At 65.1% G+C, this 23,769-nt stretch carries 29 protein-coding genes and 1 tRNA gene; 10 read left to right on the forward strand and 20 right to left on the reverse strand.

Annotated features, from left to right (window positions below):
- Window positions 1–9 precede the first annotated feature (9 nt).
- Together E0E05_RS09610 and gyrA are read right to left on the reverse strand one after the other, a co-directional pair.
- Entirely contained in the window at window positions 10–639 is a 630-nt protein-coding gene (locus E0E05_RS09610; RefSeq protein ID WP_131616514.1) for a LysE family translocator, read from the reverse strand.
- Window positions 640–689: 50 nt separating this feature from the next.
- Window positions 690–3,485, reverse strand: coding sequence for a DNA gyrase subunit A (gyrA, locus tag E0E05_RS09615; RefSeq protein WP_244597656.1), 2,796 nt, complete (start codon window positions 3,483–3,485; stop codon window positions 690–692).
- A 187-nt stretch (window positions 3,486–3,672) separates the two neighbouring features.
- Between gyrA and E0E05_RS09620 the strand changes: the two genes are divergently transcribed.
- Window positions 3,673–4,326: a MarC family protein gene (locus E0E05_RS09620; protein WP_244597658.1), complete on the forward strand. Its 654-nt coding sequence runs from the start codon at window positions 3,673–3,675 to the stop codon at window positions 4,324–4,326.
- 15 nt (window positions 4,327–4,341) lie between these two features.
- Here the strand turns inward: E0E05_RS09620 and E0E05_RS09625 are convergent, their stop codons facing one another.
- Both E0E05_RS09625 and ssb read right to left on the reverse strand, forming a co-directional pair.
- Window positions 4,342–4,734 carry a hypothetical protein gene (locus tag E0E05_RS09625; protein ID WP_342212064.1) on the reverse strand — a complete coding sequence of 131 codons (393 nt, stop codon included), beginning with the start codon at window positions 4,732–4,734 and terminating at the stop codon, window positions 4,342–4,344.
- 73 nt (window positions 4,735–4,807) lie between these two features.
- Window positions 4,808–5,317 (reverse strand): single-stranded DNA-binding protein, encoded by a 510-nt coding sequence (gene ssb / locus E0E05_RS09630; protein ID WP_131616515.1) that lies wholly within the window; start codon window positions 5,315–5,317, stop codon window positions 4,808–4,810.
- Between the two features lie 302 nt (window positions 5,318–5,619).
- Here ssb and uvrA point away from each other — a divergent pair, with 302 nt between their 5' ends.
- Window positions 5,620–8,553 (forward strand): excinuclease ABC subunit UvrA, encoded by a 2,934-nt coding sequence (gene uvrA, locus E0E05_RS09635; protein ID WP_131616516.1) that lies wholly within the window; start codon window positions 5,620–5,622, stop codon window positions 8,551–8,553.
- Between the two features lie 12 nt (window positions 8,554–8,565).
- Here the strand turns inward: uvrA and E0E05_RS09640 are convergent, their stop codons facing one another.
- Together E0E05_RS09640 and E0E05_RS09645 are read right to left on the reverse strand one after the other, a co-directional pair.
- Window positions 8,566–8,952: a type II toxin-antitoxin system VapC family toxin gene (locus E0E05_RS09640; RefSeq protein WP_131616517.1), complete on the reverse strand. Its 387-nt coding sequence runs from the start codon at window positions 8,950–8,952 to the stop codon at window positions 8,566–8,568.
- Window positions 8,949–9,212, reverse strand: a complete 264-nt coding sequence (locus E0E05_RS09645; protein ID WP_131616518.1) for a type II toxin-antitoxin system Phd/YefM family antitoxin — start codon at window positions 9,210–9,212, stop codon at window positions 8,949–8,951. Before E0E05_RS09645 ends, E0E05_RS09640 begins: the two co-directional genes overlap by 4 nt.
- A gap of 50 nt (window positions 9,213–9,262) precedes the next feature.
- Here E0E05_RS09645 and E0E05_RS09650 point away from each other — a divergent pair, with 50 nt between their 5' ends.
- Complete coding sequence (locus E0E05_RS09650; protein ID WP_131616519.1) at window positions 9,263–10,090, forward strand: DUF72 domain-containing protein; 828 nt, start codon at window positions 9,263–9,265, stop codon at window positions 10,088–10,090.
- On the forward strand, window positions 10,087–10,542 hold the full coding sequence (locus tag E0E05_RS09655) for a VOC family protein (RefSeq protein WP_131616520.1): 456 nt from the start codon (window positions 10,087–10,089) through the stop codon (window positions 10,540–10,542). The genes E0E05_RS09650 and E0E05_RS09655 overlap by 4 nt, the downstream gene beginning before the upstream one ends.
- A 21-nt stretch (window positions 10,543–10,563) precedes the next feature.
- On the opposite strand, the gene E0E05_RS09660 is transcribed toward E0E05_RS09655, so the two are convergent.
- The gene (locus tag E0E05_RS09660; protein ID WP_131616521.1) at window positions 10,564–11,487 is read right to left on the reverse strand and encodes a hypothetical protein; all 924 of its coding nucleotides are present in this window, start codon (window positions 11,485–11,487) and stop codon (window positions 10,564–10,566) included.
- A gap of 430 nt (window positions 11,488–11,917) precedes the next feature.
- On the opposite strand from E0E05_RS09660, the gene E0E05_RS09665 reads away from it, so the two are divergent.
- From E0E05_RS09665 to E0E05_RS09685, 5 genes are all read left to right on the forward strand, one after another.
- Entirely contained in the window at window positions 11,918–12,337 is a 420-nt protein-coding gene (locus E0E05_RS09665) for a hypothetical protein (protein WP_131616522.1), read from the forward strand.
- A gap of 99 nt (window positions 12,338–12,436) precedes the next feature.
- Window positions 12,437–12,778 (forward strand): (2Fe-2S)-binding protein, encoded by a 342-nt coding sequence (locus E0E05_RS09670; RefSeq protein ID WP_244597659.1) that lies wholly within the window; start codon window positions 12,437–12,439, stop codon window positions 12,776–12,778.
- Window positions 12,779–12,835: 57 nt separating this feature from the next.
- Window positions 12,836–13,321, forward strand: a complete 486-nt coding sequence (gene bfr / locus E0E05_RS09675; RefSeq protein WP_131616523.1) for a bacterioferritin — start codon at window positions 12,836–12,838, stop codon at window positions 13,319–13,321.
- A gap of 89 nt (window positions 13,322–13,410) precedes the next feature.
- Window positions 13,411–13,486: transfer RNA gene (locus E0E05_RS09680), tRNA-Thr, on the forward strand.
- 89 nt (window positions 13,487–13,575) lie between these two features.
- The gene (locus E0E05_RS09685) at window positions 13,576–14,352 is read left to right on the forward strand and encodes an NAD kinase (protein WP_131616524.1); all 777 of its coding nucleotides are present in this window, start codon (window positions 13,576–13,578) and stop codon (window positions 14,350–14,352) included.
- Window positions 14,353–14,431: 79 nt separating this feature from the next.
- Here E0E05_RS09685 and E0E05_RS09690 read toward each other — a convergent pair whose 3' ends face one another.
- Window positions 14,432–14,926: a fasciclin domain-containing protein gene (locus E0E05_RS09690; protein WP_131616525.1), complete on the reverse strand. Its 495-nt coding sequence runs from the start codon at window positions 14,924–14,926 to the stop codon at window positions 14,432–14,434.
- 284 nt (window positions 14,927–15,210) lie between these two features.
- Between E0E05_RS09690 and E0E05_RS09695 the strand changes: the two genes are divergently transcribed.
- Complete coding sequence (locus E0E05_RS09695; protein ID WP_131616526.1) at window positions 15,211–16,722, forward strand: DEAD/DEAH box helicase; 1,512 nt, start codon at window positions 15,211–15,213, stop codon at window positions 16,720–16,722.
- A gap of 18 nt (window positions 16,723–16,740) precedes the next feature.
- Here E0E05_RS09695 and E0E05_RS09700 read toward each other — a convergent pair whose 3' ends face one another.
- The 12 genes from E0E05_RS09700 to E0E05_RS17495 all read right to left on the reverse strand — a co-directional run bounded on the left by E0E05_RS09700 (window position 16,741) and on the right by E0E05_RS17495 (window position 23,756).
- Window positions 16,741–17,064, reverse strand: a complete 324-nt coding sequence (locus tag E0E05_RS09700) for a TfoX/Sxy family protein (RefSeq protein WP_131616527.1) — start codon at window positions 17,062–17,064, stop codon at window positions 16,741–16,743.
- A 13-nt stretch (window positions 17,065–17,077) separates the two neighbouring features.
- A complete protein-coding gene (locus E0E05_RS09705; protein ID WP_131616528.1) occupies window positions 17,078–17,527 on the reverse strand; it encodes a c-type cytochrome in 450 nt (149 codons plus the stop codon).
- An 81-nt stretch (window positions 17,528–17,608) separates the two neighbouring features.
- On the reverse strand, window positions 17,609–17,773 hold the full coding sequence (locus E0E05_RS17565) for a hypothetical protein (RefSeq protein WP_210215695.1): 165 nt from the start codon (window positions 17,771–17,773) through the stop codon (window positions 17,609–17,611).
- An 85-nt stretch (window positions 17,774–17,858) separates the two neighbouring features.
- Window positions 17,859–18,242 (reverse strand): Fe-S cluster assembly scaffold SufA, encoded by a 384-nt coding sequence (gene sufA, locus E0E05_RS09710; RefSeq protein WP_131616529.1) that lies wholly within the window; start codon window positions 18,240–18,242, stop codon window positions 17,859–17,861.
- A 233-nt stretch (window positions 18,243–18,475) separates the two neighbouring features.
- A complete protein-coding gene (locus E0E05_RS09715; RefSeq protein WP_131616530.1) occupies window positions 18,476–18,880 on the reverse strand; it encodes an SUF system Fe-S cluster assembly protein in 405 nt (134 codons plus the stop codon).
- A 24-nt stretch (window positions 18,881–18,904) separates the two neighbouring features.
- Entirely contained in the window at window positions 18,905–20,149 is a 1,245-nt protein-coding gene (locus E0E05_RS09720) for a cysteine desulfurase (protein ID WP_131616531.1), read from the reverse strand.
- Between the two features lie 196 nt (window positions 20,150–20,345).
- Window positions 20,346–21,629, reverse strand: coding sequence for a Fe-S cluster assembly protein SufD (gene sufD / locus E0E05_RS09725; RefSeq protein WP_131616532.1), 1,284 nt, complete (start codon window positions 21,627–21,629; stop codon window positions 20,346–20,348).
- Window positions 21,629–22,384 carry a Fe-S cluster assembly ATPase SufC gene (gene sufC / locus E0E05_RS09730; protein WP_131616533.1) on the reverse strand — a complete coding sequence of 252 codons (756 nt, stop codon included), beginning with the start codon at window positions 22,382–22,384 and terminating at the stop codon, window positions 21,629–21,631. Before sufC ends, sufD begins: the two co-directional genes overlap by 1 nt.
- A gap of 124 nt (window positions 22,385–22,508) precedes the next feature.
- Window positions 22,509–22,886, reverse strand: a complete 378-nt coding sequence (locus tag E0E05_RS09735) for a GIY-YIG nuclease family protein (protein WP_210215696.1) — start codon at window positions 22,884–22,886, stop codon at window positions 22,509–22,511.
- Window positions 22,887–22,957: 71 nt separating this feature from the next.
- Window positions 22,958–23,155 (reverse strand): hypothetical protein, encoded by a 198-nt coding sequence (locus tag E0E05_RS09740; RefSeq protein ID WP_131616534.1) that lies wholly within the window; start codon window positions 23,153–23,155, stop codon window positions 22,958–22,960.
- Window positions 23,155–23,589 (reverse strand): DoxX family protein, encoded by a 435-nt coding sequence (locus E0E05_RS09745; RefSeq protein ID WP_131616535.1) that lies wholly within the window; start codon window positions 23,587–23,589, stop codon window positions 23,155–23,157. The genes E0E05_RS09740 and E0E05_RS09745 overlap by 1 nt, the downstream gene beginning before the upstream one ends.
- A gap of 2 nt (window positions 23,590–23,591) precedes the next feature.
- The gene (locus E0E05_RS17495; RefSeq protein ID WP_192900397.1) at window positions 23,592–23,756 is read right to left on the reverse strand and encodes a hypothetical protein; all 165 of its coding nucleotides are present in this window, start codon (window positions 23,754–23,756) and stop codon (window positions 23,592–23,594) included.
- Between the last annotated feature and the right edge of the window lie 13 nt (window positions 23,757–23,769).

Genomic DNA, 23,769 nt, shown 5'->3' on the forward strand with positions numbered 1-23,769 from the left:
CGAGGCGGCCTATTGCGCGCGCTTGGACAGCGCCAGCCAGACGCCGCCGCCGATCAGGAACGTACCCGACACCCGTTCAAGTATGCGCACATTGTGCCGGCTCAGCAGTCCGCCGGTCTTGCCGGCGGCCAGCGCATAGCCGCTGTCGAGCACGGTGGCCGTGATCATGAAGATCAAGCCGAGGAAGACCGTCTGCAGCGCCGCGTTGCCCTCGGGCACGATGAACTGCGGGATGAACGCGCCGAAGAAGAACAGCGCCTTGGGGTTCGACCAGATGACGATGAAGCCCTGCCAGAAATAACCGCGCAGGGACCGCGCCCTTACCTGCCCCGCATCCGGTTCGCCGAGCCGGCCGTCCGAGCGCCACATCTTCACGCCCAGCCAGATCAGATAGGCCGCGCCGGCAAGCTTCAGCCAGACGAACATCTCGCCCATGACGGTGACAACGGTCTCGAGCCCGAGCGCCAGAACGCCGATCATGATCAGAAGGCCGGCCTGCGTGCCCGCCACATTGGCAAGGCCCGCGCTGGTGCCGGTGCGCAGCGAATTGGCGATGATCACCGTGACCGAGGGGCCGGGCACGATGACGATGACGATGCAGGCGATCAGATAGGCAAGAAGAGTGGCCGGGTCGACCATGACATGCACTCCGTTGAACCCGATCCTTGTCGGCCCGCGGTGCGTGCGCGTCAAGCGCCCGTTTCGTCCCCCGGTTCGGCAAGTTCGTCCCCGCCCGCCTCATCCTCGCCCGCCTCGTCTTCGCCGTTGCGCTCGGCTTCGGGAATGCGCTCGACCGAAACCACCTTCTCGCCCTCGCGCGTGGAAAAGATCGTCACGCCCTTGGTCGCCCGGCTGGCGAAGCGGATGCCGTCGACGGGCACGCGGATAACCTGGCCGGCGTTGGAGACCAGCATGATCTGGTCGCCCGAACCGACCGGGAACGCGGCGACGAGATCGCCGATCTCGTCGCTCTTGGAGGTATCGGTGGCGCGGATGCCCTTGCCGCCGCGCCCGGAGACGCGGAAATCGAAGGACGAGGATCGCTTGCCATAGCCGAACTCGGAGACGGTCAGCACGAACTGCTCGCGCGCGGCGAGCGCGTTGAACCGGTCCTCGTCGAGCGCGACATCCTCTTCGATCTCCTCCTCGGCCCCGCTGGTGCCCGCTTCGTCATCGGGCAGCCCGGCGGCGCGGCGAATCGCGGCGGCCCGGCGCAGATAGGCGTTGCGCTCCTCGGGCGTGGCGTCGGTATGGCTGAGAATGGTCATCGAGATGACGTGATCGTCCTCGCCCAACGCGATGCCGCGCACCCCGGTCGACGAGCGGCCGGCGAACACGCGGATGTCGGTGACCGGAAAGCGGATGCACTGGCCCTTTGCGGTGGTGAGCAGGACGTCGTCGTCCTCCGAACAGGTCGCAACGCCAAGGATCCGGTCGTCCGAGCCCTCCTCGAACTTCATCGCGATCTTGCCGTTTCGGTTGACCTGGATGAAGTCGCTGAGCTTGTTGCGGCGCACCGAACCCGAAACGGTGGCGAACATGACGTCGAGATCGGCCCAGCTTTCCTCGTCCTCGGGCAGCGGCATGATCGTGGTGATGCGCTCGTCGGCCTCGAGCGGCAGCATGTTGCGCAGGAACTTGCCGCGCGACTGCGGCGTGCCGACCGGCAGGCGCCAGACCTTTTCCTTGTAGACGATGCCGCGCGAGGAAAAGAACAGGATCGGCGTGTGCGTGTTGGCGACGAACAGCCGCGTGACGAAATCCTCGTCCTTGGTCGCCATGCCCGCGCGGCCCTTGCCGCCCCGCCGCTGCGCCCGGTAGGTGTCGAGCGGCACGCGCTTGATGTAACCCTGGTGGGAGAAGGTGACCACCATGTCCTCGCGGGCGATCAGGTCCTCGTCGTCCATGTCCGGACCGCCCTCGACGATCTCGGTGCGGCGCGGCGAGCCGAATTCATCGCGCACCGCGACAAGCTCGTCCTTGACGATCTGCAGGATGCGCTGGCGCGAGGACAGGATATCCAGATAGTCGCGGATCTGGTCGCCGATCGCGTTAAGCTCGTCGGCGATCTCGTCGCGGCCGAGCGCGGTCAGCCGCTGCAGGCGCAGATCGAGGATGGCGCGTGCCTGCTCCTCGGACAGATTGTAGGTGCCGTCCTCGTTGAGCGTGTGGCGCGGATCGTCGATCAGTTCGACCAGCGGCGCGACATCCTTGGCCGGCCAGCGCCGCGTCATGAGCTGTTCGCGCGCGGTCGCCGGATCGGGTGCGGCGCGGATCAGCGCGATCACCTCGTCGATATTGGCGACCGCGATGGCGAGGCCGACCAGCACATGGGCGCGATCGCGCGCCTTGCGCAACAGGAACTTGGTGCGACGGCTGACGACGACTTCGCGGAAGGCGACGAAGGCGCGCAGAAGGTCGAGCAGCGTCATCTGCTCGGGCTTGCCGCCATTGAGCGCGACCATGTTGGCGCCGAACGAGGTCTGCAGCGGCGTGAACCGGTAGAGCTGGTTGAGGATCACGTCGGCATTGGCGTCGCGCTTGAGCTCGATGACCACCCGATAGCCCTGCCGGTCGCTCTCATCGCGGATGTCGGAGATGCCCTCGACGCGCTTTTCGCGCACCAGATCGGCCATCTTCTCGATCATCGAGGCCTTGTTGACCTGATAGGGGATTTCCGTGACGACAATCGACTCGCGGTCGCCGGACCGTTCCTCGATATGCGTCTTGCCCCGCATGACGATCGAACCGCGACCGGTCTCGTAGGCGCTTCTGATGCCGGCCCGGCCCAGCACGATCGCCCCGGTCGGAAAATCGGGCCCGGGGATCACCTGCATGATCTCGGCCAGCGTGATCGCCGGATTGTCGATCAGCGCCATGCAGCCGTCGATCACCTCGCCCAGATTGTGCGGCGGGATGTTGGTGGCCATGCCGACCGCGATGCCGCCCGAGCCGTTGACCAGCAGGTTGGGAAAGCGCGCCGGGAGTACGACGGGCTCGGAATCCGAACCGTCATAATTGTCCTGGAAATCGACCGTTTCCTTGTCGATGTCCTCGAGCAGTTCGTGCGCGACCTTGTCGAGACGCGACTCGGTGTAACGCATCGCGGCGGGCGGATCGCCGTCGATCGAGCCGAAATTGCCCTGCCCGTCGACCAGCGGCACCCGCAGCGACCAGTCCTGCGCCATGCGCACCATGGCGTCGTAGATCGCGCTGTCGCCGTGCGGGTGATACTTACCCATCACGTCACCGACGATGCGCGAGGACTTCACATATTTGCGGTTCCAGTGGTAGCCGCTCTCATGCATCGCATAGAGGATGCGGCGGTGCACCGGCTTGAGGCCGTCGCGCGCGTCCGGCAGCGCCCGGCTGACGATCACGCTCATCGCGTAATCGAGATAGGAACGCTGCATCTCCTCGAGAATGGAGATCGGCTCGATGCCGTCGCCGCCGCCTGCGCCGGCCGGGGGTGTCTCGTCGTTCAAACGTGAATTCCCGTCATAGATTCGTTCCTTGTAACATAGTGCGCACGGCGCGGAAAACCAAACTTTCCAAGCGTTTCGGCGCGATTTTCACAGCGTTCGACCAACCGCCGGTCGCCCGCGGAAATGTCCTGCCGTGGGCGCCCCTCCGGCGGGCTCATGCGCCCGGCCGGCGGCGGCCATTGCCCGCATGGCGGCGCCCCTGTATGCCGGCGCCATGACGCTGGACATGATCATCAATGCGACGGTGACGCTGCTGGTGACGATCGACCCGGTCGGTCTCGCCCCGCTGTTTCTGGCCGTGACCGGCGGCATGGATCGTGCCCAGCGGCGCGAGACCGGCACGCGGGCAATCGTCATCGGTTTCGCCGTGATGGTGCTGTTCGCGGTCCTTGGCACGGCGATCCTCGCCCTGTTCGGCGTCACGCTCGCCGCCTTCCGGGTCGCCGGCGGGCTGCTGCTGTTCTGGATCGCCTTCGAGATGATCTTCGAGAAGCGCCAGGAGCGCCATGAGAACACGGCCAACCGCGCGATCTCGGCCGATCACGTGCGTTCGGTGGCGGTGTTTCCATTGGCCATCCCGCTGATCGCCGGGCCCGGGGCGATCTCGGCGCTTGTGCTGCTGTCGGGCGACTTCGCCGGACCGCTGGAACGCGCGGCGCTGATCGGCATCGTGGCGGCGATCCTCGCGCTGACCTGGGTGATCTTCATCCTCGCCGAGCGCGTCGACCGGCTGCTGGGCGAAACCGGCCGGTCGGTGCTGACGCGTCTTCTCGGCGTGATCCTGTCGGCGCTTGCGGTGCAATTCGTCGCCGACGGCGTCAGGACACTCGCGGCCGCCTGAATCCGACCGCCCCGGTCAGCGCAAGGCGTCCAGATCGACTTCCATCTCGGCGCCGCCGAACCCGTGCACGCTGTCGCGGGCCCGGATCGTCACCACACCAATCTCGTCGTCGACCAACACGCCGGCCAGCGAACGGGTGAAGGGCTGCTCGTTCACGTGCGGATGGGCAAGCACACGCTCGCCCAGCACCGTCCCGTCCGGCGCGATCACCTGCCACAGATCGGCATAGTGGTCCCAGCCCTCGTCGGCATGGCGCACGGTCACCTCGAACCGCCATGTGCCGTCGCCGGACCGTTCCGCCTCGGCGCCCACGATATCGGCCTCGCCGGCCAGCGCGGTCACCGCCATCGCCAGAAACAGCGCAAACAGGCTGACAAGAAACACCGGCGCGAGCGCGAACTGCGTCACCGCAGCAGGCCGCGGCGCGAACCCGTGCGCATGGCAGCCATCGCGGACGCGCGTTTCGCACGCCGAACCGAAATCAGAAGGGAATCTCGTCATCGAGATCGCGCACGAAATCGTTGCCGCCGTCCTGCCCGCCCTGCCCGGACCCGCGATCAATGCCGCCAGAACCCTGACCGACCCGGTCACCGCCATAGCCGCCCTGACCACGGCCATAGCCGCCGCCCTCGGCATCGGCCCGGCTGTCGAGCATCTGCAGTTCGCCACGGAAACGCTGCAGCACCACCTCGGTGGAATAGCGGTCCTGGCCGTTCTGGTCGGTCCATTTGCGGGTCTGCAACTGGCCCTCGACATAGACCTTCGAGCCCTTCTTCAGATAGTTCTCGGCCACCTTCGCCAGGTTCTCGTTGAAGATCACCACACGGTGCCACTCGGTCCGCTCGCGCCGCTCGCCGGACTGCTTGTCGCGCCATTGCTCTGAGGTCGCCACCGAAAGGTTGACCACCGGATCGCCCGAATTGAGCCGGCGGATTTCCGGGTCGGCGCCCAGATTGCCCACCAGGATCACCTTGTTCACGCTGCCTGCCATACCATCGCTCCAATCGGGATTTTCGACACCATAGGCCCTGCGTCGGCGCCCTTGAAGGCGCAAGCCGACTGTCCACAGGGACTTTTGCCAACCATCCCGCTTGTGTTTGTTCCTTTTTTGTTCTAACGACTGCATCGGCGACTGTCAACTCGCCAACAGAGACAGGCAGCAAGGGAGCGGGCAGCACCGGATCTTGTCAGCAATCGTTGCCCCGCCGCTCGACATGGCCGTTTCATTGCCTAAATTGGAGGTTGCTTTCTTCGCCGGGCCAGCGCCCGGCCGTTTCCGGCAGCACCGTTTTCATGACCGACCAGAAATTCATCTCCATTCGCGGCGCGCGCGAGCACAACCTCAAGAACGTCGACCTGGACCTGCCCCGCGACAGCCTGATCGTGATGACCGGCCTTTCGGGGTCGGGCAAGTCGTCGCTCGCCTTCGACACCATCTATGCGGAGGGCCAACGGCGCTATGTCGAAAGCCTTTCGGCCTATGCGCGCCAGTTCCTCGAAATGATGCAGAAGCCCGATGTCGACCAGATCGATGGGTTGTCGCCGGCCATTTCCATCGAGCAGAAGACGACGAGCCGCAATCCGCGCTCGACCGTGGCGACCGTCACCGAGATCTACGACTACATGCGGCTTCTGTTCGCCCGTGTCGGCGTGCCCTATTCGCCGGCGACGGGCCTGCCGATCGAGAGCCAGACGGTCAGCCAGATGGTCGACCGCATCCTGGCGCTCGAGGAAGGCACGCGGCTCTACCTGCTTGCGCCGATCGTGCGCGGCCGCAAGGGCGAATACCGCAAGGAACTGGCCGAGCTGATGAAGAAGGGCTTCCAGCGGGTCAAGGTCGACGGCGCGTTCCACGAGATCGCCGAGGTTCCGGCGCTCGACAAGAAGTACAAGCACGACATCGACGTGGTCGTCGACCGCGTCGTGGTGCGGGCCGAAATGGCCGCGCGGCTGGCCGACTCGCTCGAACAGGCGCTGTCGCTGTCGGAGGGTCTGGCCGTCGCCGAATTCGCCGACCGTCCCCTGCCCGACGCCGAGACACAGGCCGGAGGCTCGGCCAACAAATCCAAGAACGACACGCACGAACGGCTCGTCTTCTCCGAGAAGTTCGCCTGCCCGGTGTCGGGCTTCACCATTCCGGAGATCGAGCCGCGCCTGTTCTCGTTCAACAACCCTTTCGGCGCCTGCCCCCATTGCGACGGGCTGGGCACCGAACAGGGCGTCGATCCGGCCCTCGTCGTGCCCGATCCCGGCCTGACGCTGGCGAAGGGGGCGATCGCGCCATGGTCGAAATCGGCCAATCCGTCGCCCTACTACACCCAGACATTGCAAGCGCTCGGCAGGGCCTTCGGCTTCAAGCTGACCGATGCGTGGGCGGATCTGAGCGAGGACGCCCGCCATGCCATTCTGCACGGCACCGGCGGCCGCGAGATCGAGTTCGCCTATGATGACGGCCTGCGCACCTACAAGGCGAAGAAGAGCTTCGAGGGCGTGATCGGCAATCTCGAACGGCGCTGGCGCGAGACGGATTCGGCCTGGATGCGCGAGGAGATCGAGCGCTACATGTCGCAGAACCCCTGCTCGGTCTGCCATGGCGCCCGCCTGAAGCCCGAGGCGCTGGCGGTGAAGATCGCAGGGCTGCACATTTCCGAGGTCGCGGCGATGTCGATCCGGCACGCCAACGACTGGTTCAACGCCCTGCCCGACGCGCTCAACGACAAGCAGAACGCAATCGGCGTGCGCATCCTCAAGGAGATCCTCGACCGGCTGAAGTTCCTCAACGATGTCGGGCTCGACTATCTGACCCTTGCGCGCAATTCGGGGACGCTGTCGGGCGGCGAGAGCCAGCGCATCCGTCTCGCCAGCCAGATCGGCTCGGGTCTGACCGGGGTGCTCTACGTGCTGGACGAACCGTCGATCGGCCTGCACCAGCGCGACAATGCCCGCCTGCTCGACACGCTGCGGAGGCTGCGCGATCTCGGCAATACCGTCATTGTGGTCGAGCATGACGAGGACGCGGTGCTGAGCGCCGATTACGTCGCCGACATCGGCCCGGCGGCGGGTGTGCATGGCGGCCGCGTCGTCGCCTCGGGCACGCCGGCCGAGATCATGGCGAACCCCGCCTCGCTCACCGGCCAGTACCTTTCGGGCGCGATGGGCATCGCGGTGCCGGCCGAGCGCCGGCCTGTGGATCTCAAGCACCGCGCGGTCACGGTGCGCGGAGCGAACGGCAACAATCTCAAGGACGTCACGGCCGCGCTGCCGCTGGGCACCTTCACCTGCGTGACCGGCGTTTCGGGCGGCGGCAAGTCGACCTTCCTGATCGAGACGCTCTACAAGGCCGCCGCGCGGCGCATCAACGGCGCACGCGAGGCGCCCGCCGAGCACGAGCGCATCGACGGGCTCGAACACATCGACAAGGTGATCGACATCGACCAGTCGCCGATCGGCCGCACGCCACGCTCGAACCCTGCCACCTATACCGGCGCGTTCACGCCGATCCGCGAATGGTTCGCCCAGTTGCCCGAGGCCAAGGCGCGCGGCTATCAGCCGGGGCGTTTCTCGTTCAACGTCAAGGGCGGGCGCTGCGAAGCCTGTCAGGGCGACGGCGTCACCAAGATCGAGATGCACTTCCTGCCCGACGTCTACGTGACCTGCGATGTCTGCCACGGCAAGCGCTACAACCGCGAAACGCTGGAGGTCGAGTTCAAGGGCAAGTCGATCTCCGACGTGCTCGAGATGACGGTCGAGGAAGGCGTCGATTTCTTCGCCGCGGTTCCGGCGGTGCGCGACAAGCTGGCGACGCTCGAACGGGTCGGCCTTGGCTACATCGAGGTCGGCCAGCAGGCAACGACCCTGTCGGGCGGCGAGGCGCAGCGCGTCAAGCTCGCCAAGGAACTGTCGCGCCGCGCCACGGGCCGCACGCTCTACATCCTCGACGAGCCGACCACGGGCCTGCATTTCCACGATGTCGCCAAGCTCTTGGAGGTGCTGCACGAACTGGTCGAGGCCGGCAACACGGTCGCGGTGATCGAGCACAATCTCGAAGTGATCAAGACGGCGGACTGGGTGATCGATCTGGGGCCCGAGGGCGGCGATGGCGGCGGCGAGATCGTCGCCGAGGGTACGCCGGAGGACATCGTCGCAGTCGACCGGTCCTATACGGGGCAGTTCCTGAAGGAGCTTCTGGAACGACGCCCGGTCAAACGGGTGGAAGCGGCGGAGTGATGAGCGGTGGCGCTACCAGACCGTTGCGACGCTGAATGTCGAGAAAGCATCGTCGCTGGTGACGAGTGTCAAGCTTTCCGATCGCGCCTGGGAGGCCAGGAGCCTGTCGAATGGGTCTCGATGATCGCCAGGCAACAGGCCGGCCATAACCGCATGATGCTGGTTGATAGAAAGCGGCGAAAAACGCTCGCCTTCAATGATCGCCTCGAAGTCATCTGCCAGTACGGCCGCTTCATGCCATTTGCCAATGCGAACCTTGTTGGCGATCTCGAATGCCGAGACCGCACTGACGAATACATCTGTCTGCGGGTCGGCGATGATCGTGGTCGCCGTTTTCGAAAGCAGCGGCGCTCCGGTCAACCACCAGACAAGCGCATGCGTGTCCAGCAGGTGACTCAATTCTCGCCTTTGGCCATGTCCGTGCCTTCCCACGCAGCCAACTCTTCTTCGGTCATCGGCCGCAGGAAGAGATCGTCAGGGATTGCACCGCGCAAATGCTTGAGAGCGCCGGGCTTGCGCGGCTCGCGACGCGACGGCGACAACGGCACGATCTTGGCCACTGGCGTGTCTCCACGCGCCAAAATGACCTCCTCGCCGGCTTCCACCCGCGCGATGAGGCTCGACAATTGGGATTTCGCTTGATGCATTTTCACGATCATGCACGCAATATAGCTAAGCACTTAGCTAAGCACAATGGGACGGCGCGGTCATGACCTCGGGAACCATCCGCGTCGGCATCGGCGGCTGGACGTTCGATGCGTGGAACGAGACCTTCTATCCGCCCGAAGTGAAAAAGAAGGATCAGCTCGAATACGCCGCGAGCCAGCTCAAGACGATCGAGATCAACGGGACCTATTATCGCGGGCAGAAGCCCGAAACCTTCGCCAAATGGGCCGCGGCGACCCCGGACGGCTTCGTCTTCTCGGTCAAGGGCAGCCGTTTCGTCACCAACCGCAAGGTTCTGGCGGAGGCCGGCGGCTCCATGGCGAAGTTCTTTGCGACCGGCGTCACCGAGCTGGGCGACCGACTCGGGCCGATCCTGTGGCAGCTCGCGCCAACCAAGAAGTTCGACGCCGACGATTTCGCCGCCTTTCTCGATCTGTTGCCGAAACGCCATGATGGCGTGCCCTTGCGCCACGCGGTCGAGGTGCGCCACGAGAGCTTCGCCAAGCCCGAAGCCGTCGCCATCGCCCGCGCGCGCAACGTCGCCATCGTCGGCGCGCTGCACGAGACCTATCCGGCGATCTGGGAGGTGGCCGCCGACTTCGTCTATGTGCGCCTTCAGACCGGCTCGGACGACATCGAGACCGGCTATGGCGGCAATGAGCTGGCGGCTTGGGCCGAACGGCTCCGGAAATGGTCCGGAGGCGGCGCACCCGACGACCTGCCGCTTGTCGATCCCGAAGACCCGGCCGAGAACCGCCCGCGCGAGGTCTTCTGCTACCTGATCGGAAGCGGCAAGAGCCGGGCGCCCGCGGGCGCGATGGCGCTGCAGGCCCGCGTCGACGGCGCCATGGACGAGGAACGCGAAGGATGACCATTGTTCGACCCGGCTACGCCGCCATTACCCCCTATCTGGTCTGCAGCGATGCCGACGCAGCGATCGCTTGGTACGCCAGGCATCTGGGCGCGACCGAACGCTACCGGCTGGCCATGCCCGGCGGCGGCATTGCCCATGCCGAGATCGCTATTGACGAGATGGTCGTGATGCTCTCCGATGCATTCCCGGACATGGGGATCGTCGCCCCGGACGCGCTGGGCGGATCGCCGGTCTCGCTGCAGGTCTACGTCGCCGATGCCGACGCGACCTTTGCCGCGATGGTGGCCGACGGCGCCGAGGCGCTCTTCGAGGTCACCGATCAGTTCCACGGAGACCGTTCCGGCAAGCTGCGCGATCCGTTCGGCCATCTTTGGTTCGTGGCGACGAACAAGGAACCGCTCGGGCCCGACGAGATCGTTGCCCGTTTCGGCTCGCAGTCGGAAGGATGAGCGTCTTTCCGCCGGGCTGCCCTACAACGAGGCGCAAACCTCGCAGTCGGGGAACGCCACGCTGAAGTCGTAGTGCGCGACGATGTTGCGAACGGTCTCCGAAATGCGCTTCATCTCGGGCCCGGCAAACCCGTCCATTCCCGCGAGGAAATCGATCTGCGCCTCGAGCAGGTCCTTCTCCGCCTCGTGTGAGTTGATCAGGTCCTGGTAGATCCCGTCGGTCTGTGCGCCGAAGCCTTCGGTGCGATAGATGTAGGCGAGTTCGGTGAACCGGTTCATGATCACTTCGCGGTCATCCATCGCCGCGCGCCCGAACCACAGCGCGTAGCCTTCGTCGATCTCGGGCGAGATCACCGCATCGCCGAGAATGCGGTTGCGGAAATGGCTGCGAAAGGTGATCGCGATCCCGGTCGAATTGACGAGCTTGTCGCCGTGCCGCGCGCTCAGCCGATTGAGCGAATCCGCCAGATTGGCCTGGAACAGGGCGTCGATCCCCATTTCCGCCGAGGCGAGGAAATCGGGATTGGTCTCGATGCCGTCGATGCCGACAAGTTCGTCCATGAACGAAATGAACGCATCGCGCTCGATGTTGGAGAAGCTCTCCTCCTGATCGAGTTTCCGGCTGAGGATGTTGAAGCGCAGGATCTTGATCTGGTTGTCGATGTCGCCCTTGGCCTGTTCGAAACTGTCGCTCACCGCGGCGTCGACCACCGGCCCCACCTCCGCGCGGACGCGCTCCTCCACCAGTCGCTCGGTCTGTTGTGCAAGCGCGTTGCGGTTGTTTTCGAACAGGTTGGCGATGTTGGTGTAGCCGAGCAACGCAAGTCCGGCGACCAGCACGGAGAACAGCGCGCGCCAGCGCCGCTCGCGTGCCTGAACCTTCTGGTCGGTCTTGTGAGCGGCGGTCTCGACAATCAGGTCGAACGTGTCCTTGTCGATGGTCATGGCCGCCTCCCTCGCCCGATCTTCGCACGATGATACATGAACACACGGCCTCTATGAACAGAAACCATTGCGAACTGCACTCGGAAAGGTTGAACGCGATTTATTTGCTTTTCTTTGGAGCCCCATTTCTTCTGAGCGCACACGTTCGCCGCATCGGTCCGGGATGCATGCGCGCCGTCGCGACGGGCTGCGCCAATGCCGCGCCTACTTTAGAACCGCTAAAAACTAGAGTAATTGACACAAGTTTGCCGAGCCGCCATATACTGACGGAAGAAGTCAGCTTTTTGCGAGCCCGAACGATACGGCGATGAATCCCTTTCAGTGCGCAGGCCCAAAGGGTGATCCGGACGCGGACCGGTCGACCGAACGACTGGTCCTTGCGGCTTACCGGCACTATGCCGGCGCGCCCGTGCGACACGATGAAACACTGATGGACCGTCCGCACATCGCGTTCGCCGATGATCTGCCGCCGGCCGGAAAGCGCATCGTGGTCGCCGCCCTTTGCGACTTCGTCGAGGCCCTCGGTCGCTGCAGCCGCTGCCCGCTTCACACGTCGGCATCGGAAGCCGACGAGCCCGGGCCGGCAGAGAGGCTCATCCTCGCCCTGATCGCGGCCATCCAGACCGGTGACGATCGTGTCGCGGACCTGTGTCTGCGGTCGCTTTCCTGTCCGTCTCGATGCCAGCCGGTCGCGCTTGCGGCGGGCAATCTGGCGCTGATCCTGAAAGGCGTGGGCCGGACGCTCGCACCGGTGCCACTGCCTCTCGTGCGCCAGATCATCGAAACCGAAACGCCCGCCGACACGCCAGTCGCTGCCGCGATCGGCCCGGCCCCGGTCACGTTGCATTAGGCGCGCCATGGAGCTCGTTGTTCACAATCGGTTCCGCAACAAGCCGATGGGCCTTGATCGAGATCATGGCCCGCGTCCAGCCGCGCATGCGAGGACAGAGTGGCTGCAAGGGGAGTCGTGCCCGAAATGATCGTGTGCTCGTGCAACGTGATCGCCAAGGCGGAGATCGAAGCCGTCATCGAGAGTTTTCTCGAACGCGATGAATGGCAGCTCATCACGCCGGGCATGGTCTATCACGCGATGGCCAGGCGCGGTAAATGCTGCGGCTGCTTTCCGCGCGTCATCGACATGATCATCGAGGCCAGCGAAGCCTATCATCGCCGCAAGGCGACGCCCGAGGACAAGATCATCCCCTTCATCCGCCGCATCCGCGAGGAACACGACCGCTGCGAGACGGTCCGCCGCGTGGCAAGGACCGCGAAAATGCGCCGTGCGGCTTGATCTTGCGGCGCGAAGATCCTCATTTGGCGGAACAATCAGAACCGGAGGGACTCACCCATGAAGGGCAATGAGAAGGTGATCGAGCGGCTGAACGAGGCGCTTTTTCTCGAACTTGGCGCGGTCAACCAGTACTGGCTCCACTATCGCCTGCTGGAGGACTGGGGCTATCAGAAGCTGGCCAAGAAGGAGCGCGAGGAAAGCATCGAGGAGATGCACCACGCCGACAAGATCACCGCGCGGATCATTTTCCTCGAAGGCTTCCCCAATCTGCAGAACGTCGCGCCGCTGCGCATCGGCCAGACGGTGAAGGAAGTGCTTGAAGCCGATCTGGCCGGCGAAAAGGATGCCTGGAACTCCTACACCAAGTCCCGCGACATCTGCGAACAGGCCGGCGACTACGTCACCAAGAACCTGTTCGAGGAACTGATCGCCGACGAGGAAGGCCATATCGACTTTCTCGAGACGCAGCTCGACCTCATGGAGAAGCTGGGCGCCGAGAAATACGGCCTGCTCAACGCCGCTTCTGCCGACGAGACCGAGTGAGGGCCGCGCCCCAGGCCCCGCGCACCGTTTACGACAACTGGACGAACCGGCTTTACACCGGTCCGTCGTGTGCTTATCTGCATCCGGCGGCCCCTATAGCTCAGTTGGTAGAGCAACTGATTTGTAATCAGTAGGTCCTGGGTTCGAGTCCTAGTGGGGGCACCATCACCGGTCGGGGCAAGCGCCCGTTCCGGCGGGGGTCGGCCGGTTGCCGCCCGCGCCGCTGGCCTACCGAAACGGGGAGCCGAGCGTCCATGGACCAGACCCTGACCGGCAGCCTCGCCTTCCTGTCCTCGGGCACCGAGGAAGCCGAAGAATCCGCGCGCAGGCTGGCCGCCCTCTACGGCCAGTCCTCGCTCGGCGAAGCCGGCGTGATCGTCGCGCTCGGCGGCGACGGCTTCATGCTGCAGACGATCCACCGCTTCATGAATTCGGGCAAGCGGATCTACGGCATGAACCGCGGGTCCGTCGGCTTCCTGATGAACGAATATGGCGAGGACGATCTGCGCGAGCGCATCGCGGCGGCGCTGGCCGAAACGATCCGACCGCTGCGCATGACCGCCGTCGACGACGAGGGGATCGCCCACAGGGCGCTGGCGATCAACGAGGTTTCCCTGTTCCGCCAGTCCTACCAGGCCGCCAAGCTGCGCATCACGATGGATGGCAAGGTGCGCATGGATGAACTCGTTTGCGACGGGGTCATGGTCGCCACGCCGGCCGGCTCGACCGCCTACAATCTGTCGGCGCAGGGGCCGATCATCCCGATCGAGGCGCCGCTCCTGGCGCTGACGCCGGTCAGTCCTTTTCGCCCCCGGCGCTGGCGCGGCGCGCTCCTGCCCAATCGCGTCACCGTCGACATCGAGGTGCTGGAGGCATCCAAGCGTCCCGTCAACGCGGTCGCCGACCACACCGAGGTCAAATCGGTGCGGCGGGTCACCGTGCGGGAGGCGCGCGATGCGACCGCGACGATCCTGTTCGACGCCAACCATTCCTGGGACGAACGCATCCTCGCCGAGCAGTTCCGCTACTGAGGACATGAAAAAGGCCGGTGGTCCCAAGGGACCACCGGCGTCGCGCGCCCCGTGCCGGAGCGCTGTCATCACGCGATGATTACATCGTGCCTTCGGGCATGATCACCCCATCGATGACGTGGATGACGCCATTGGAGGTTTCGATGTCCGGGGTCACGATGTTGGCATCGTTGACCATCGGGCCGTCGCCGAGGCTGATCGTGATGGTCGAGCCTTCGACCGTCTCGGCGGTCATGCCGTCTTCCAGATCGGACGACATCACCTTGCCGGGCACGACGTGGTAGGTCAGGATCGAGGTAAGCTGATCCCGGTTCTCTTCCATCAGAAGGTTCTCGACGGTGCCGTCGGGAAGCGCTTCGAATGCCGCGTCGGTCGGGGCGAACACGGTGAACGGACCTTCGCCCTTGAGCGTCTCGACCAGACCGGCAGCCTGGACGGCGGCGACCAGGGTTTCGAAGTCGTCGTTGCCGGCGGCGGTGTCGACGATGTCCTTCATATGTCCGTCGGCCATGGCAACGCCAGCCATCAGGCCGGTTGCGGCAACGGCTGCGAGTGCGGTCTTGAACGGTTTCATTAGGAAATTCTCCCGGTTTGATACATTGCAGGACGCGTCATTGCTCGCATCCCATCCACTTTACGCAGGCGCTTGCCGGCGGTTCGCCGATCGCAGAGCAAAGGCGCCCGGCGGCCTTTGCGAAAGCGGGGCCTTCAAAGTCACAATTGCCGACATAAACGCCCGACTTTCCTTGTTTTCCGGGCGTTTTGGTTGACATCGCCTCGCCGGTTGCCTATCCGGCGCTTAGAAAGCGCGGCCCGTGAGGGGCCTGGCGCGCACCGTAAACCCAACGGAACCTACCTTTGGTCACATTTGCCGAACTTCCCTTGTCACCCAAGGTGATCAAGGCCGTCGAAGACGCCGGCTATACCGAGCCCACGCCGATCCAGGAACAGGCCATCCCCCACGTGATGGCCGGCAAGGATGTGCTCGGCATCGCCCAGACCGGCACGGGCAAGACAGCCTCCTTCGTGTTGCCGATGATCACCAAGCTCGAACGCGGCCGCGCCCGTGCGCGCATGCCGCGCACGCTCATTCTGGAACCGACGCGCGAACTGGCCGCGCAGGTCGACGAGAACTTCCAGAAATACGGCAAGCACCACAAGCTGCAGGTCGCGCTGCTGATCGGCGGCGTCTCCTTCGACGATCAGGATCGCAAGCTCGAACGCGGTGCGGACGTGCTGATCGCGACGCCGGGCCGGCTGCTGGACCATTCCGAGCGCGGCAAGCTGCTGCTCAACGGTGTCGACATCCTGGTCATCGACGAAGCGGACCGGATGCTCGACATGGGCTTCATTCCCGATATCGAGCGGATCGCCGGCCTGATCCCGTTCACCCGCCAGACGCTGTTCTTCTCGGCCACCATGCCGCCGGAGATTGCGCGGCTTGCCGACCAGTTCCTGTCGGCGCCCGTACGCATCGAGGTCGCGCGCGCCTCCTCTACCGCCGCCACCGTCGAGCAGAAGCTCTTGAAGACCGGTTCGAAGGATTTTGAAAAGCGCGCCGCGCTGCGCGAACTGCTCAAGGCGCAGGACGACATCAAGAACGGCATCATCTTTTGCAACCGCAAGCGCGACGTGGCGACGCTGTTCCGGTCGCTGGACAAGCACGGCTTCTCCGTCGGCGCGTTGCACGGTGACATGGACCAGTATTCGCGGACCCAGACGCTCGAGGGCTTTCGCAAGAACCAGATCCAGTTGCTGGTCGCGTCTGACGTCGCCGCGCGCGGGCTCGACATTCCCGACGTCAGCCACGTGTTCAACTTCGATGTGCCGATCCATGCCGAGGACTATGTGCACCGCATCGGTCGCACCGGCCGTGCCGGCCGTTCGGGCAAGGCCTTCACGCTGGTCGACCGGACGGTGATGAAATATCTCGAATCGGTCGAAAAGCTGATCGACAAGAAGCTCGACTATGTCGAGGGCATCGCGGCACCAGAGGCCGAGGACACGGGCGAGGACGAAGCCCGCCCGGCCCGCGGCGGTCGGCGCGATCGGCGTTCGCGCCGGGACAAGGGCCGTGACGATGCCCCCAAACGGGCCGAAAAAGCCGATGAGGACACGTCGGCCGATACGTCCTCGTCCAACAAGCCGGACTCGTCCAAATCCGATGCACCGAAGTCCGAGTCGGCCGAGGCAGACGATCGCCACGAAGGCAAGGACCGCTCGCGGGAGAGCAAGCAGGCCGTCCGCGCCGCCAACGACGATCAGGCCGGAGGCGGCAGGGACCGCAAGAAGAAGCGCGACCGCAAGCAGGATGACACGCCCGTCGGCTTCGGTGACGACATTCCCGCCTTCATGATGATCGGCCGCTGACGCGGCCACGGCGCCCGATTATTTGCGGGCGCGGCGCGCCGTCTGCACGGCGAGATCCGCCCAGGGCGCCATCGCCTCGGCATCCTCCAGCGCTTCGTCGGGCACCTGCCAGTAAGGCATCATCGAGACCTTGCCGGTCTTCGGATTCTCATAGCCCCAGCGCTGCATCCCGGCCGCCTCGTAGGCCGGCGAAGACCGGGCGTCACCCTTGACGTAGAGCCGGTCGAACGCCACCACGGCGAAGATGCCATCGGCGCAGTAGATGCCCTGCCCGCCGAACATGCGCCGGATCGTGATCGGTCCGACCGAGGCGAACAGGTCGCGCAGATAGTCCTCGTCCATCGATGAAGCGACCCTATTTTTCGATCCGATAGTCCTCATGGCAGGCCGAACAGGTGCCCCCCATGTCCCGGAACGTCGCCTGGAGCACGTCGGAATCGGCGCCGCCGGCAGCCTGTTCGGCGAAAGCCAGCGCGGCCGTCTCCAGTTCGCCGGCGATCGCGGCGAACCGGTCGAACTCTTCCCAGATGACCGGCCGCGCCTCGCTGGGCGGCTCCACCGTCGCCTCCTCGAACTGCATCGGCATCATCCCCGCGTGGCGCGCCACGCGCTCGGCGGCATCGCGTCCCGCCGCCGGGTCGAGATCGCCGCCGCGCAGGCCGCGCCCGATGAGCTTCATATCGTCGGCGATCGCCTTCATCGAGTCCATCCGGACCTTGACCGCCCCGGTCGCGCCCTCGTGCGCGATCGCCGCCGTCGCGGCCAGAACGGCCACAGCCACACCACTTGCGATCGTAGCTCGCATCCCAATCCCCCTCTTTTCCGGCACAGAACATATCGCACCGGCGTCATATGGAAAGACGGCCGGCCGCCGGCGTGATGCGCACTATGGCACAGAACGGCCGATCGCGACGATGCCAACGAGCAGGACCAGCAATTGCAAGGCGAACAGGCGTGCCAAGATGGACCCGACAAGACGGGCAGCAAACCGGCCCGCCGTTTCGGCGGCGCGCCGTCCCGCGCGATGAGTGGGGTCGTGCGATGATGCCATGGTCAGCGCCTCCTGCGTTCGGACAGGAGGAAGTCTGCACCGCGTTAACCCTATCGCTGTGCGGCGTGTCACACCGCGGCGGTTCTCAAAGTTCGCCGCGCGCCTCCGCCAGTTCCTTCAGATCGGCCGGCTTGAGCTCGACCGATTCGCCGCAGCCGCAGGCGGAGGACTGGTTGGGATTGTTGAAGACGAACCCGGTGCGCAGCTTGGTGACCTCGAAATCCATCTGCGTGCCCAGAAGATAGAGCATCGCCGCCGGATCGACCCAGACATGGGCACCGGCGTGGCTGATATGGTCGTCCTTCGCATCGGGCTCGGTGACGAGGTCGACGGTGTATTCCATGCCCGCGCAGCCGCCCTTCTTGATGCCGACGCGCACACCCTGCGCACCCTGTTCGGCGCGGGCCGCGACGATCTCGCGAACCCGGTCCGCCGCCGCATCGGTCATGGTCATGATGGCAAAGGCCATGTCGGAACTCCGTGTCTTCCAACCAAGGTAGGCAGCGTGGTGGCGCTGCGCAAGGCAATCCGGCCTGCCCCTCATCCTCACCTTCTCCCCGCTCGCGGGGGAGAAAGGGGCATCGACCACCGCGACCATCGTTTACCGCCAGCTCCATGCCGACACAAAGGCCGCTTCAGTCCAGGTCTCCTTCTCTCCGCTCGCGGGGAGAAGGTGAGAATGAGGGGCATAATCCGAGTTCGTCAGTAAAGCCCCACCGCGATCTGCGCTTCCTCGCTCATGCGGTCGGGCGTCCAGGGCGGATCGAAGGTCATCTCGACCTCGACATCCATGACCCCTTCGACGGTGCGCACCGCGTTCTCCACCCAGCCGGGCATCTCGCCGGCCACCGGACAGCCCGGCGCGGTCAGCGTCATCTCGACCTTGACCGTCCGGTCATCCTCGATGTCGACCCGGTAGATCAGGCCGAGTTCATAGATGTCGGCCGGGATCTCGGGATCGTAGACGGTCTTGAGCGCCGCCACGATATCGTCCGTGAGCCGGGCCAGCTCCTCGCGCGGAATCGCCGATTCCTGCACCGGCGCTGCGGCCTCGCTGGCGGCCGCATCTGTGGCGGCGGTGTTCTGTGCGGCTTGATCGTCCATCATCTCTTCACCCTATCACATCACGGTTCAGGCGAAAAAGGCCCGCGCCTTCTCGAGCGCCTCGACGAGCGCGTCGACCTCGGCGCGCGTATTGTACATGCCGAACGAGGCACGGCACGTCGAGGTTGCGCCGAAACGCTTGAGCAGAGGCTGGGCGCAATGGGTGCCGGCGCGCACGGCGACGCCCGAGCGGTCGATCACCATCGAGATGTCGTGCGCGTGCAGCCCCTCGATCTCGAAGGCGATGATCGCCGCCTTGTCGGGCGCGTTGCCGATGATGCGCAGCGCATTGATGCCGTGCAGGCGTTCGTGCGCGTAGGCGCGCAGATCCGCTTCATGGGCGGCGATCGCCTCGCGGCCGATCCGATCCATGTAGTCGAGCGCGACGCCAAGGCCGATCGCCTGCGCGATGGGAGGCGTGCCCGCCTCGAACCTGTGCGGCGGATCGGCATAGGTCACATCATCCTCGGTGACGTCGAGGATCATCTCGCCGCCGCCCTGGAACGGCCGCATCCCGGCCAGCCGGTCCTTCTTCCCGTAGAGCACGCCGATCCCCGACGGGCCGTAGGTCTTGTGGCCGGTGAACACGTACCAGTCGCAACCGAGTTCCTGAACATCGACGGGCAGGTGCACCGCGCCCTGGCTGCCGTCGACCAGAACCGGAATGCCGTGGCGGTGCGCGATCTCGCACACCTGCCTGATCGGCACGACCGTGCCGAGCACGTTCGAGACATGGGTAATCGCGACCAGTTTGGTGCGCTCGGTCAGCCGCGACTCGAATTCGGCGATATCGAACTGTCCCTCGTCATCGACCGGCACCCAGACGAGCTTGGCGCCATGGCGCTCGCGCAGGAAATGCCAGGGCACGATGTTGGCGTGGTGCTCCATGATGGTGAGGACGATCTCGTCGCCCTCGCCGATCGCGTCCGCTCCGTAACCATGGCTGACGGTGTTGATCGCCTCGGTCGCCGATTTGGTAAAGACGATCTCGTCGACCGACGCGGCGTTCAGGAAACGCCGCACCTTCTCGCGCGCGCCCTCATAGGCGGCGGTTGCGGCGTCCGAGAGGTAATGAAGGCCGCGATGGACGTTGGCGTACTCGTTTTCGTAGGTGCGCGAGACCGCATCGATGACCGCGCGCGGCTTCTGCGCAGAGGCGCCATTGTCGAGATAGACCAGCGGCTTGCCATGAACTTGCCGGGACAGAATCGGAAAGTCCGCGCGGATGGCCTCGACATCGTAGCCGGTGTTGGAAACGGGATCAGCACTCATATCTGCTTGTCCTTGCGTGCCTGCCCCTTCTCCCCGCCTTCTCCCCGCAGGCGGGGAGAAGGGGTCGCCAACTTGGGCGCCGAACTCTTTGTTCCTCGGCGCCAAGGCTCGCTCAGGAAATGCACAAGCGTTGAGGTCTCCTTCTCCCTGCTTGCGGGGAGAAGGTGAGGATGAGGGGCAAAAGCAACACAGGTCATCATCCGTGCACCTCGAGCCAGTCGCCGATGCGCGTCTCGAGCGCCTCGATCAGCGCTTCGTCCCCGAGTTCCTCGACGATCTCGTCGACGAAGGCTTCGATCAGGAGCCCGCGGGCGGTCTTTTCGGTAATGCCGCGCGCCATCAGGTAGAACAGATGGTCGTGGTCGATCTCGGCGACCGTCGCGCCATGGGCGCAGACGACATCGTCGGCGAAGATTTCCAGTTCCGGCTTGGTGGAAAAGCCGCCATGGTCGGACAGCAGCAGCGTGTTGCAGGCCATCTGCGCGTCGGTCTTCTGCGCCGGCTGGGCCACGCGGATCTGGCCCTGGAACACGCCCTGCCCCTTGCCGGTGACCACATTGCGCACGGTTTCCGTCGAGACCGTGTTGGGCACCAGATGATCGAGTTCGAGCGTCACGTCGCAATGGCTGGCATCGCCGATCAGGTTGATGGCGCGGAAGTTCAGTTCGCTTCCTTCGCCCTGCGAGACCGCGTGCACCTCCTGGCGTACCAGCTTGCCGCTGAAATTGGCGATGAAGACGGTCGCCCGCGCGTCCTTTTCCAGCGTCAGCTTGAGGCTCGAAAGATGGGTCGCGGCCGCGCCCTGCTCCTGCACGATGATCCAGGTCACGTCGGCGCCTTCGCGCACGGTCAGCTCGGTCATGTTCGACGCCAGCACCGGTTCGCCCGTGCCCACGTGGCGGTCGATGACCGTCGCTTTCGCGCCGGCGCCCGCTGAAACGATGTTGCGCGTGTGCACCTGCCCGCCATTGTGGGCCGTCTGGATCTCGATCGGCCGGTCGACGCTCGCGCCGTCGGCGATCGTCAGCCGCAGCCCGTCCGAGACGAACGCGGTGTTGATCAGCGCAACAGCATCGTCCGGGTCCGGCTCGTCCAGCGCAATGCCGCCGACATCGGCGCGCAGGCCATCGGCCACCGCCTCGTGCTGGACACCGTCGATGTCGACGCGCTCGGCAAGTTCGCCATCGACGAAAACGAACCGATGCGCCCCTTCGAGCAGCGAAGGCACGGTCGCCGCGCTCCCCTCGGTCTGTGCGTCCGGCACCTCGGCGAGAAGCCGCCGAAGATCGGTGTAGTGCCAGGCCTCGATCCGGCGCGTCGGCAAGCGGTGCCGCTTGAGCGTCTGCATCGCGCGATCGCGCGCCATCACCGCATCGGCGTTGCCGGGCAGATGGCCGCTGCGCTCACCGAACAGCGCGACGAGCGCGCTTTCGGCCGTGGTCAGCGGCGTGTCGGGCTTGGGAACGGGTTTGGCGACCATCAGGCGGCCTCCGCAACGATGTCGGCATAGCCCTTGGCTTCCAGTTCCTCGGCGAGCGTCTTGTCACCGGTGCGCACGATGCGGCCGCGCGAGAGCACGTGCACCGTGTCGGGGACGATGTAGTCGAGCAGGCGCTGATAGTGGGTGATGACCACCATGGCGCGCTCGGGCGAGCGCAGCGCATTGACGCCGTCGGCGACGATGCGCAGCGCGTCGATATCGAGGCCCGAATCGGTCTCGTCGAGCACGCACAGCTTCGGCTCGAGCAGCTTCATCTGCAGGATTTCCGAGCGCTTCTTCTCGCCGCCCGAAAAGCCGACATTGAGCGGGCGCTTGAGCATTTCCATCTCGATGTCGAGCGTGCCGGCGGCCTCGCGCACCTTCTTGATGAAGTCGGGCGTTGTCAGTTCCTCCTGCCCGCGCGCCTTGCGCTGCTCGTTCAGCGCCACCTTGAGGAACTGCATGGTGGCGACGCCCGGTATCTCCAGCGGATACTGGAAAGCAAGGAAGATGCCGCTGGCGGCGCGCTCGGCCGGGTCCATCTCGAGGATCGATTCCCCGTTGTAGAGGATTTCGCCCTCGGTGACCTCGTAGTCCTCGCGCCCGGCAAGGACGTAGGAGAGCGTCGACTTGCCCGAACCGTTCGGCCCCATGATGGCAGCGACCTCGCCCGCCTTCACGGTCAGGTTCAACCCCTTGATGATCTCGGTGCCGTCCTCGGCGATCCGTGCGTGCAGGTTCCTGATTTCAAGCATCTTTCCCTCTATGCGTCATTGCGGGGCAAATCGCCCCCTTGTGCGTTTTCCGTGCCGCCGGTCTATCTCCAATACGGCACCGTTCTCATTCCATCTTCGTTTCGAGTTGGCGGCACTCTGCTCGTCATTCCGGGGCCGCGCAGCGGAACCCGGAATCCAGACCGCCTTCCCTCGCCTTCTCGCCGCGATCGCGGATCGCGTCCGATGGATTGTCTCGTGCGTAGCAACTCTCCAGCAAGTCCGACCAATCGGGGTTGAAGCCCTCGATCAGGTAGAGTTTCCATGCCCGCCGCCACTTCTTCAGTTCCTTCTCCCTGGCTATCGCCTCAACGATGTTGTCGTGCCGTTCGTACCAGACCAGTGTCGTGCAGCCGTACCGGCGCGAAAATCCCGGTGTCAGACCATCCCTGTGTTCCTGCGCACGTCCCTGAAGATCACTCGTCACGCCGGTATAGATGGTCCCGTTGCGCTTCGACGCCATGATGTAGACCCAACCGGACAATCGCGTCTCTCACTCCCATTTCTCGCCTCTGGTTTCCGGGTTCCGCTGCGCGGCCCCGGAATGACGGCAAATCAGTCTCCTTTCGACCTGAACAGCCCGCGGACTGCAAAGCTCACGGCGGCGATCCCGCCCAGGATGCCCGCCGATGTGTAGGGCGAGCCGAACGGCGCCCAGAAATAGCCGATCGCCGTGGCGATCAGGATCGACGCGGCACCGGCCAGGCGGATCGTGCCCGTCAGAGCGCGGCCATCGCGACGCTCGTCCTCCATCACGCCCTGCTCCGGTCCAGGACGGCCGCGCCCGCAATTGCGAGCAGGCCCGCCATGATCCCCGCATTCTTGGAGAAGAGCTGGAACTGGATCGCCGCTTCTTCTCCCTGCAGCACCCAGAACGGGTGCAGATACCAGTTGACCACCGCGACGTAAGCGATCAGGCCGAACGCCGCCGGAACGATCAGGCGCCCGATGATCAATGCGGCGCCGCCCGCCGTCTGCAATGCCATTGCCGCATAGACCAGCGGCGCCGGCTGGCCGAACCCGGCCCTCGACAGCATGCCGGCCATGTAGCCGGTCGCGGCCAACTTCAGGACGGCGGAGCCCACGAAGAAGACGCCGAACGCGATCCGGGCGATGGCGATCAGCACCGATGCGGCCGGTTCGCGGCGCACGGCTTCGGAGCGATCAACGCGGTCCGCGCTTCTCATCCTCACAGCCCCAACGCGCCCCGGACACCGGGCAGAAGCGTGGCGGCCACGATGCCGACGATCACGCCGACGAGAATCCGCCGGTTCCGGCCGCCAAGGGAAGGCGCCAGCGCCGCGACCGCACCGCAGATTGCGCCGTACCAGACAATGGCGGTTGCATCGAACATGGCTGCTCCCGAA

The organism is Roseitalea porphyridii (assembly GCF_004331955.1).
In the GTDB taxonomy this organism is placed as follows: domain Bacteria; phylum Pseudomonadota; class Alphaproteobacteria; order Rhizobiales; family Rhizobiaceae; genus Roseitalea; species Roseitalea porphyridii.

Coding starts and splice junctions, on each gene's coding strand:
- E0E05_RS09610 (WP_131616514.1), bottom strand. CDS start 639: ATGGTCGACCCGGCCACTCTTCTTGCCTATCTGATCGCCTGCATCGTC.
- E0E05_RS09620 (WP_244597658.1), top strand. CDS start 3,673: ATGGCGGCGCCCCTGTATGCCGGCGCCATGACGCTGGACATGATCATC.
- ssb (WP_131616515.1), bottom strand. CDS start 5,317: ATGGCAGGCAGCGTGAACAAGGTGATCCTGGTGGGCAATCTGGGCGCC.
- uvrA (WP_131616516.1), top strand. CDS start 5,620: ATGACCGACCAGAAATTCATCTCCATTCGCGGCGCGCGCGAGCACAAC.
- E0E05_RS09645 (WP_131616518.1), bottom strand. CDS start 9,212: ATGATCGTGAAAATGCATCAAGCGAAATCCCAATTGTCGAGCCTCATC.
- E0E05_RS09650 (WP_131616519.1), top strand. CDS start 9,263: ATGACCTCGGGAACCATCCGCGTCGGCATCGGCGGCTGGACGTTCGAT.
- E0E05_RS09655 (WP_131616520.1), top strand. CDS start 10,087: ATGACCATTGTTCGACCCGGCTACGCCGCCATTACCCCCTATCTGGTC.
- E0E05_RS09660 (WP_131616521.1), bottom strand. CDS start 11,487: ATGACCATCGACAAGGACACGTTCGACCTGATTGTCGAGACCGCCGCT.
- E0E05_RS09665 (WP_131616522.1), top strand. CDS start 11,918: ATGGACCGTCCGCACATCGCGTTCGCCGATGATCTGCCGCCGGCCGGA.
- bfr (WP_131616523.1), top strand. CDS start 12,836: ATGAAGGGCAATGAGAAGGTGATCGAGCGGCTGAACGAGGCGCTTTTT.
- E0E05_RS09685 (WP_131616524.1), top strand. CDS start 13,576: ATGGACCAGACCCTGACCGGCAGCCTCGCCTTCCTGTCCTCGGGCACC.
- E0E05_RS09690 (WP_131616525.1), bottom strand. CDS start 14,926: ATGAAACCGTTCAAGACCGCACTCGCAGCCGTTGCCGCAACCGGCCTG.
- E0E05_RS09700 (WP_131616527.1), bottom strand. CDS start 17,064: ATGGACGAGGACTATCTGCGCGACCTGTTCGCCTCGGTCGGACCGATC.
- E0E05_RS09705 (WP_131616528.1), bottom strand. CDS start 17,527: ATGCGAGCTACGATCGCAAGTGGTGTGGCTGTGGCCGTTCTGGCCGCG.
- E0E05_RS17565 (WP_210215695.1), bottom strand. CDS start 17,773: ATGGCATCATCGCACGACCCCACTCATCGCGCGGGACGGCGCGCCGCC.
- sufA (WP_131616529.1), bottom strand. CDS start 18,242: ATGGCCTTTGCCATCATGACCATGACCGATGCGGCGGCGGACCGGGTT.
- E0E05_RS09715 (WP_131616530.1), bottom strand. CDS start 18,880: ATGATGGACGATCAAGCCGCACAGAACACCGCCGCCACAGATGCGGCC.
- E0E05_RS09720 (WP_131616531.1), bottom strand. CDS start 20,149: ATGAGTGCTGATCCCGTTTCCAACACCGGCTACGATGTCGAGGCCATC.
- sufD (WP_131616532.1), bottom strand. CDS start 21,629: ATGGTCGCCAAACCCGTTCCCAAGCCCGACACGCCGCTGACCACGGCC.
- sufC (WP_131616533.1), bottom strand. CDS start 22,384: ATGCTTGAAATCAGGAACCTGCACGCACGGATCGCCGAGGACGGCACC.
- E0E05_RS09740 (WP_131616534.1), bottom strand. CDS start 23,155: ATGGAGGACGAGCGTCGCGATGGCCGCGCTCTGACGGGCACGATCCGC.
- E0E05_RS09745 (WP_131616535.1), bottom strand. CDS start 23,589: ATGAGAAGCGCGGACCGCGTTGATCGCTCCGAAGCCGTGCGCCGCGAA.
- E0E05_RS17495 (WP_192900397.1), bottom strand. CDS start 23,756: ATGTTCGATGCAACCGCCATTGTCTGGTACGGCGCAATCTGCGGTGCG.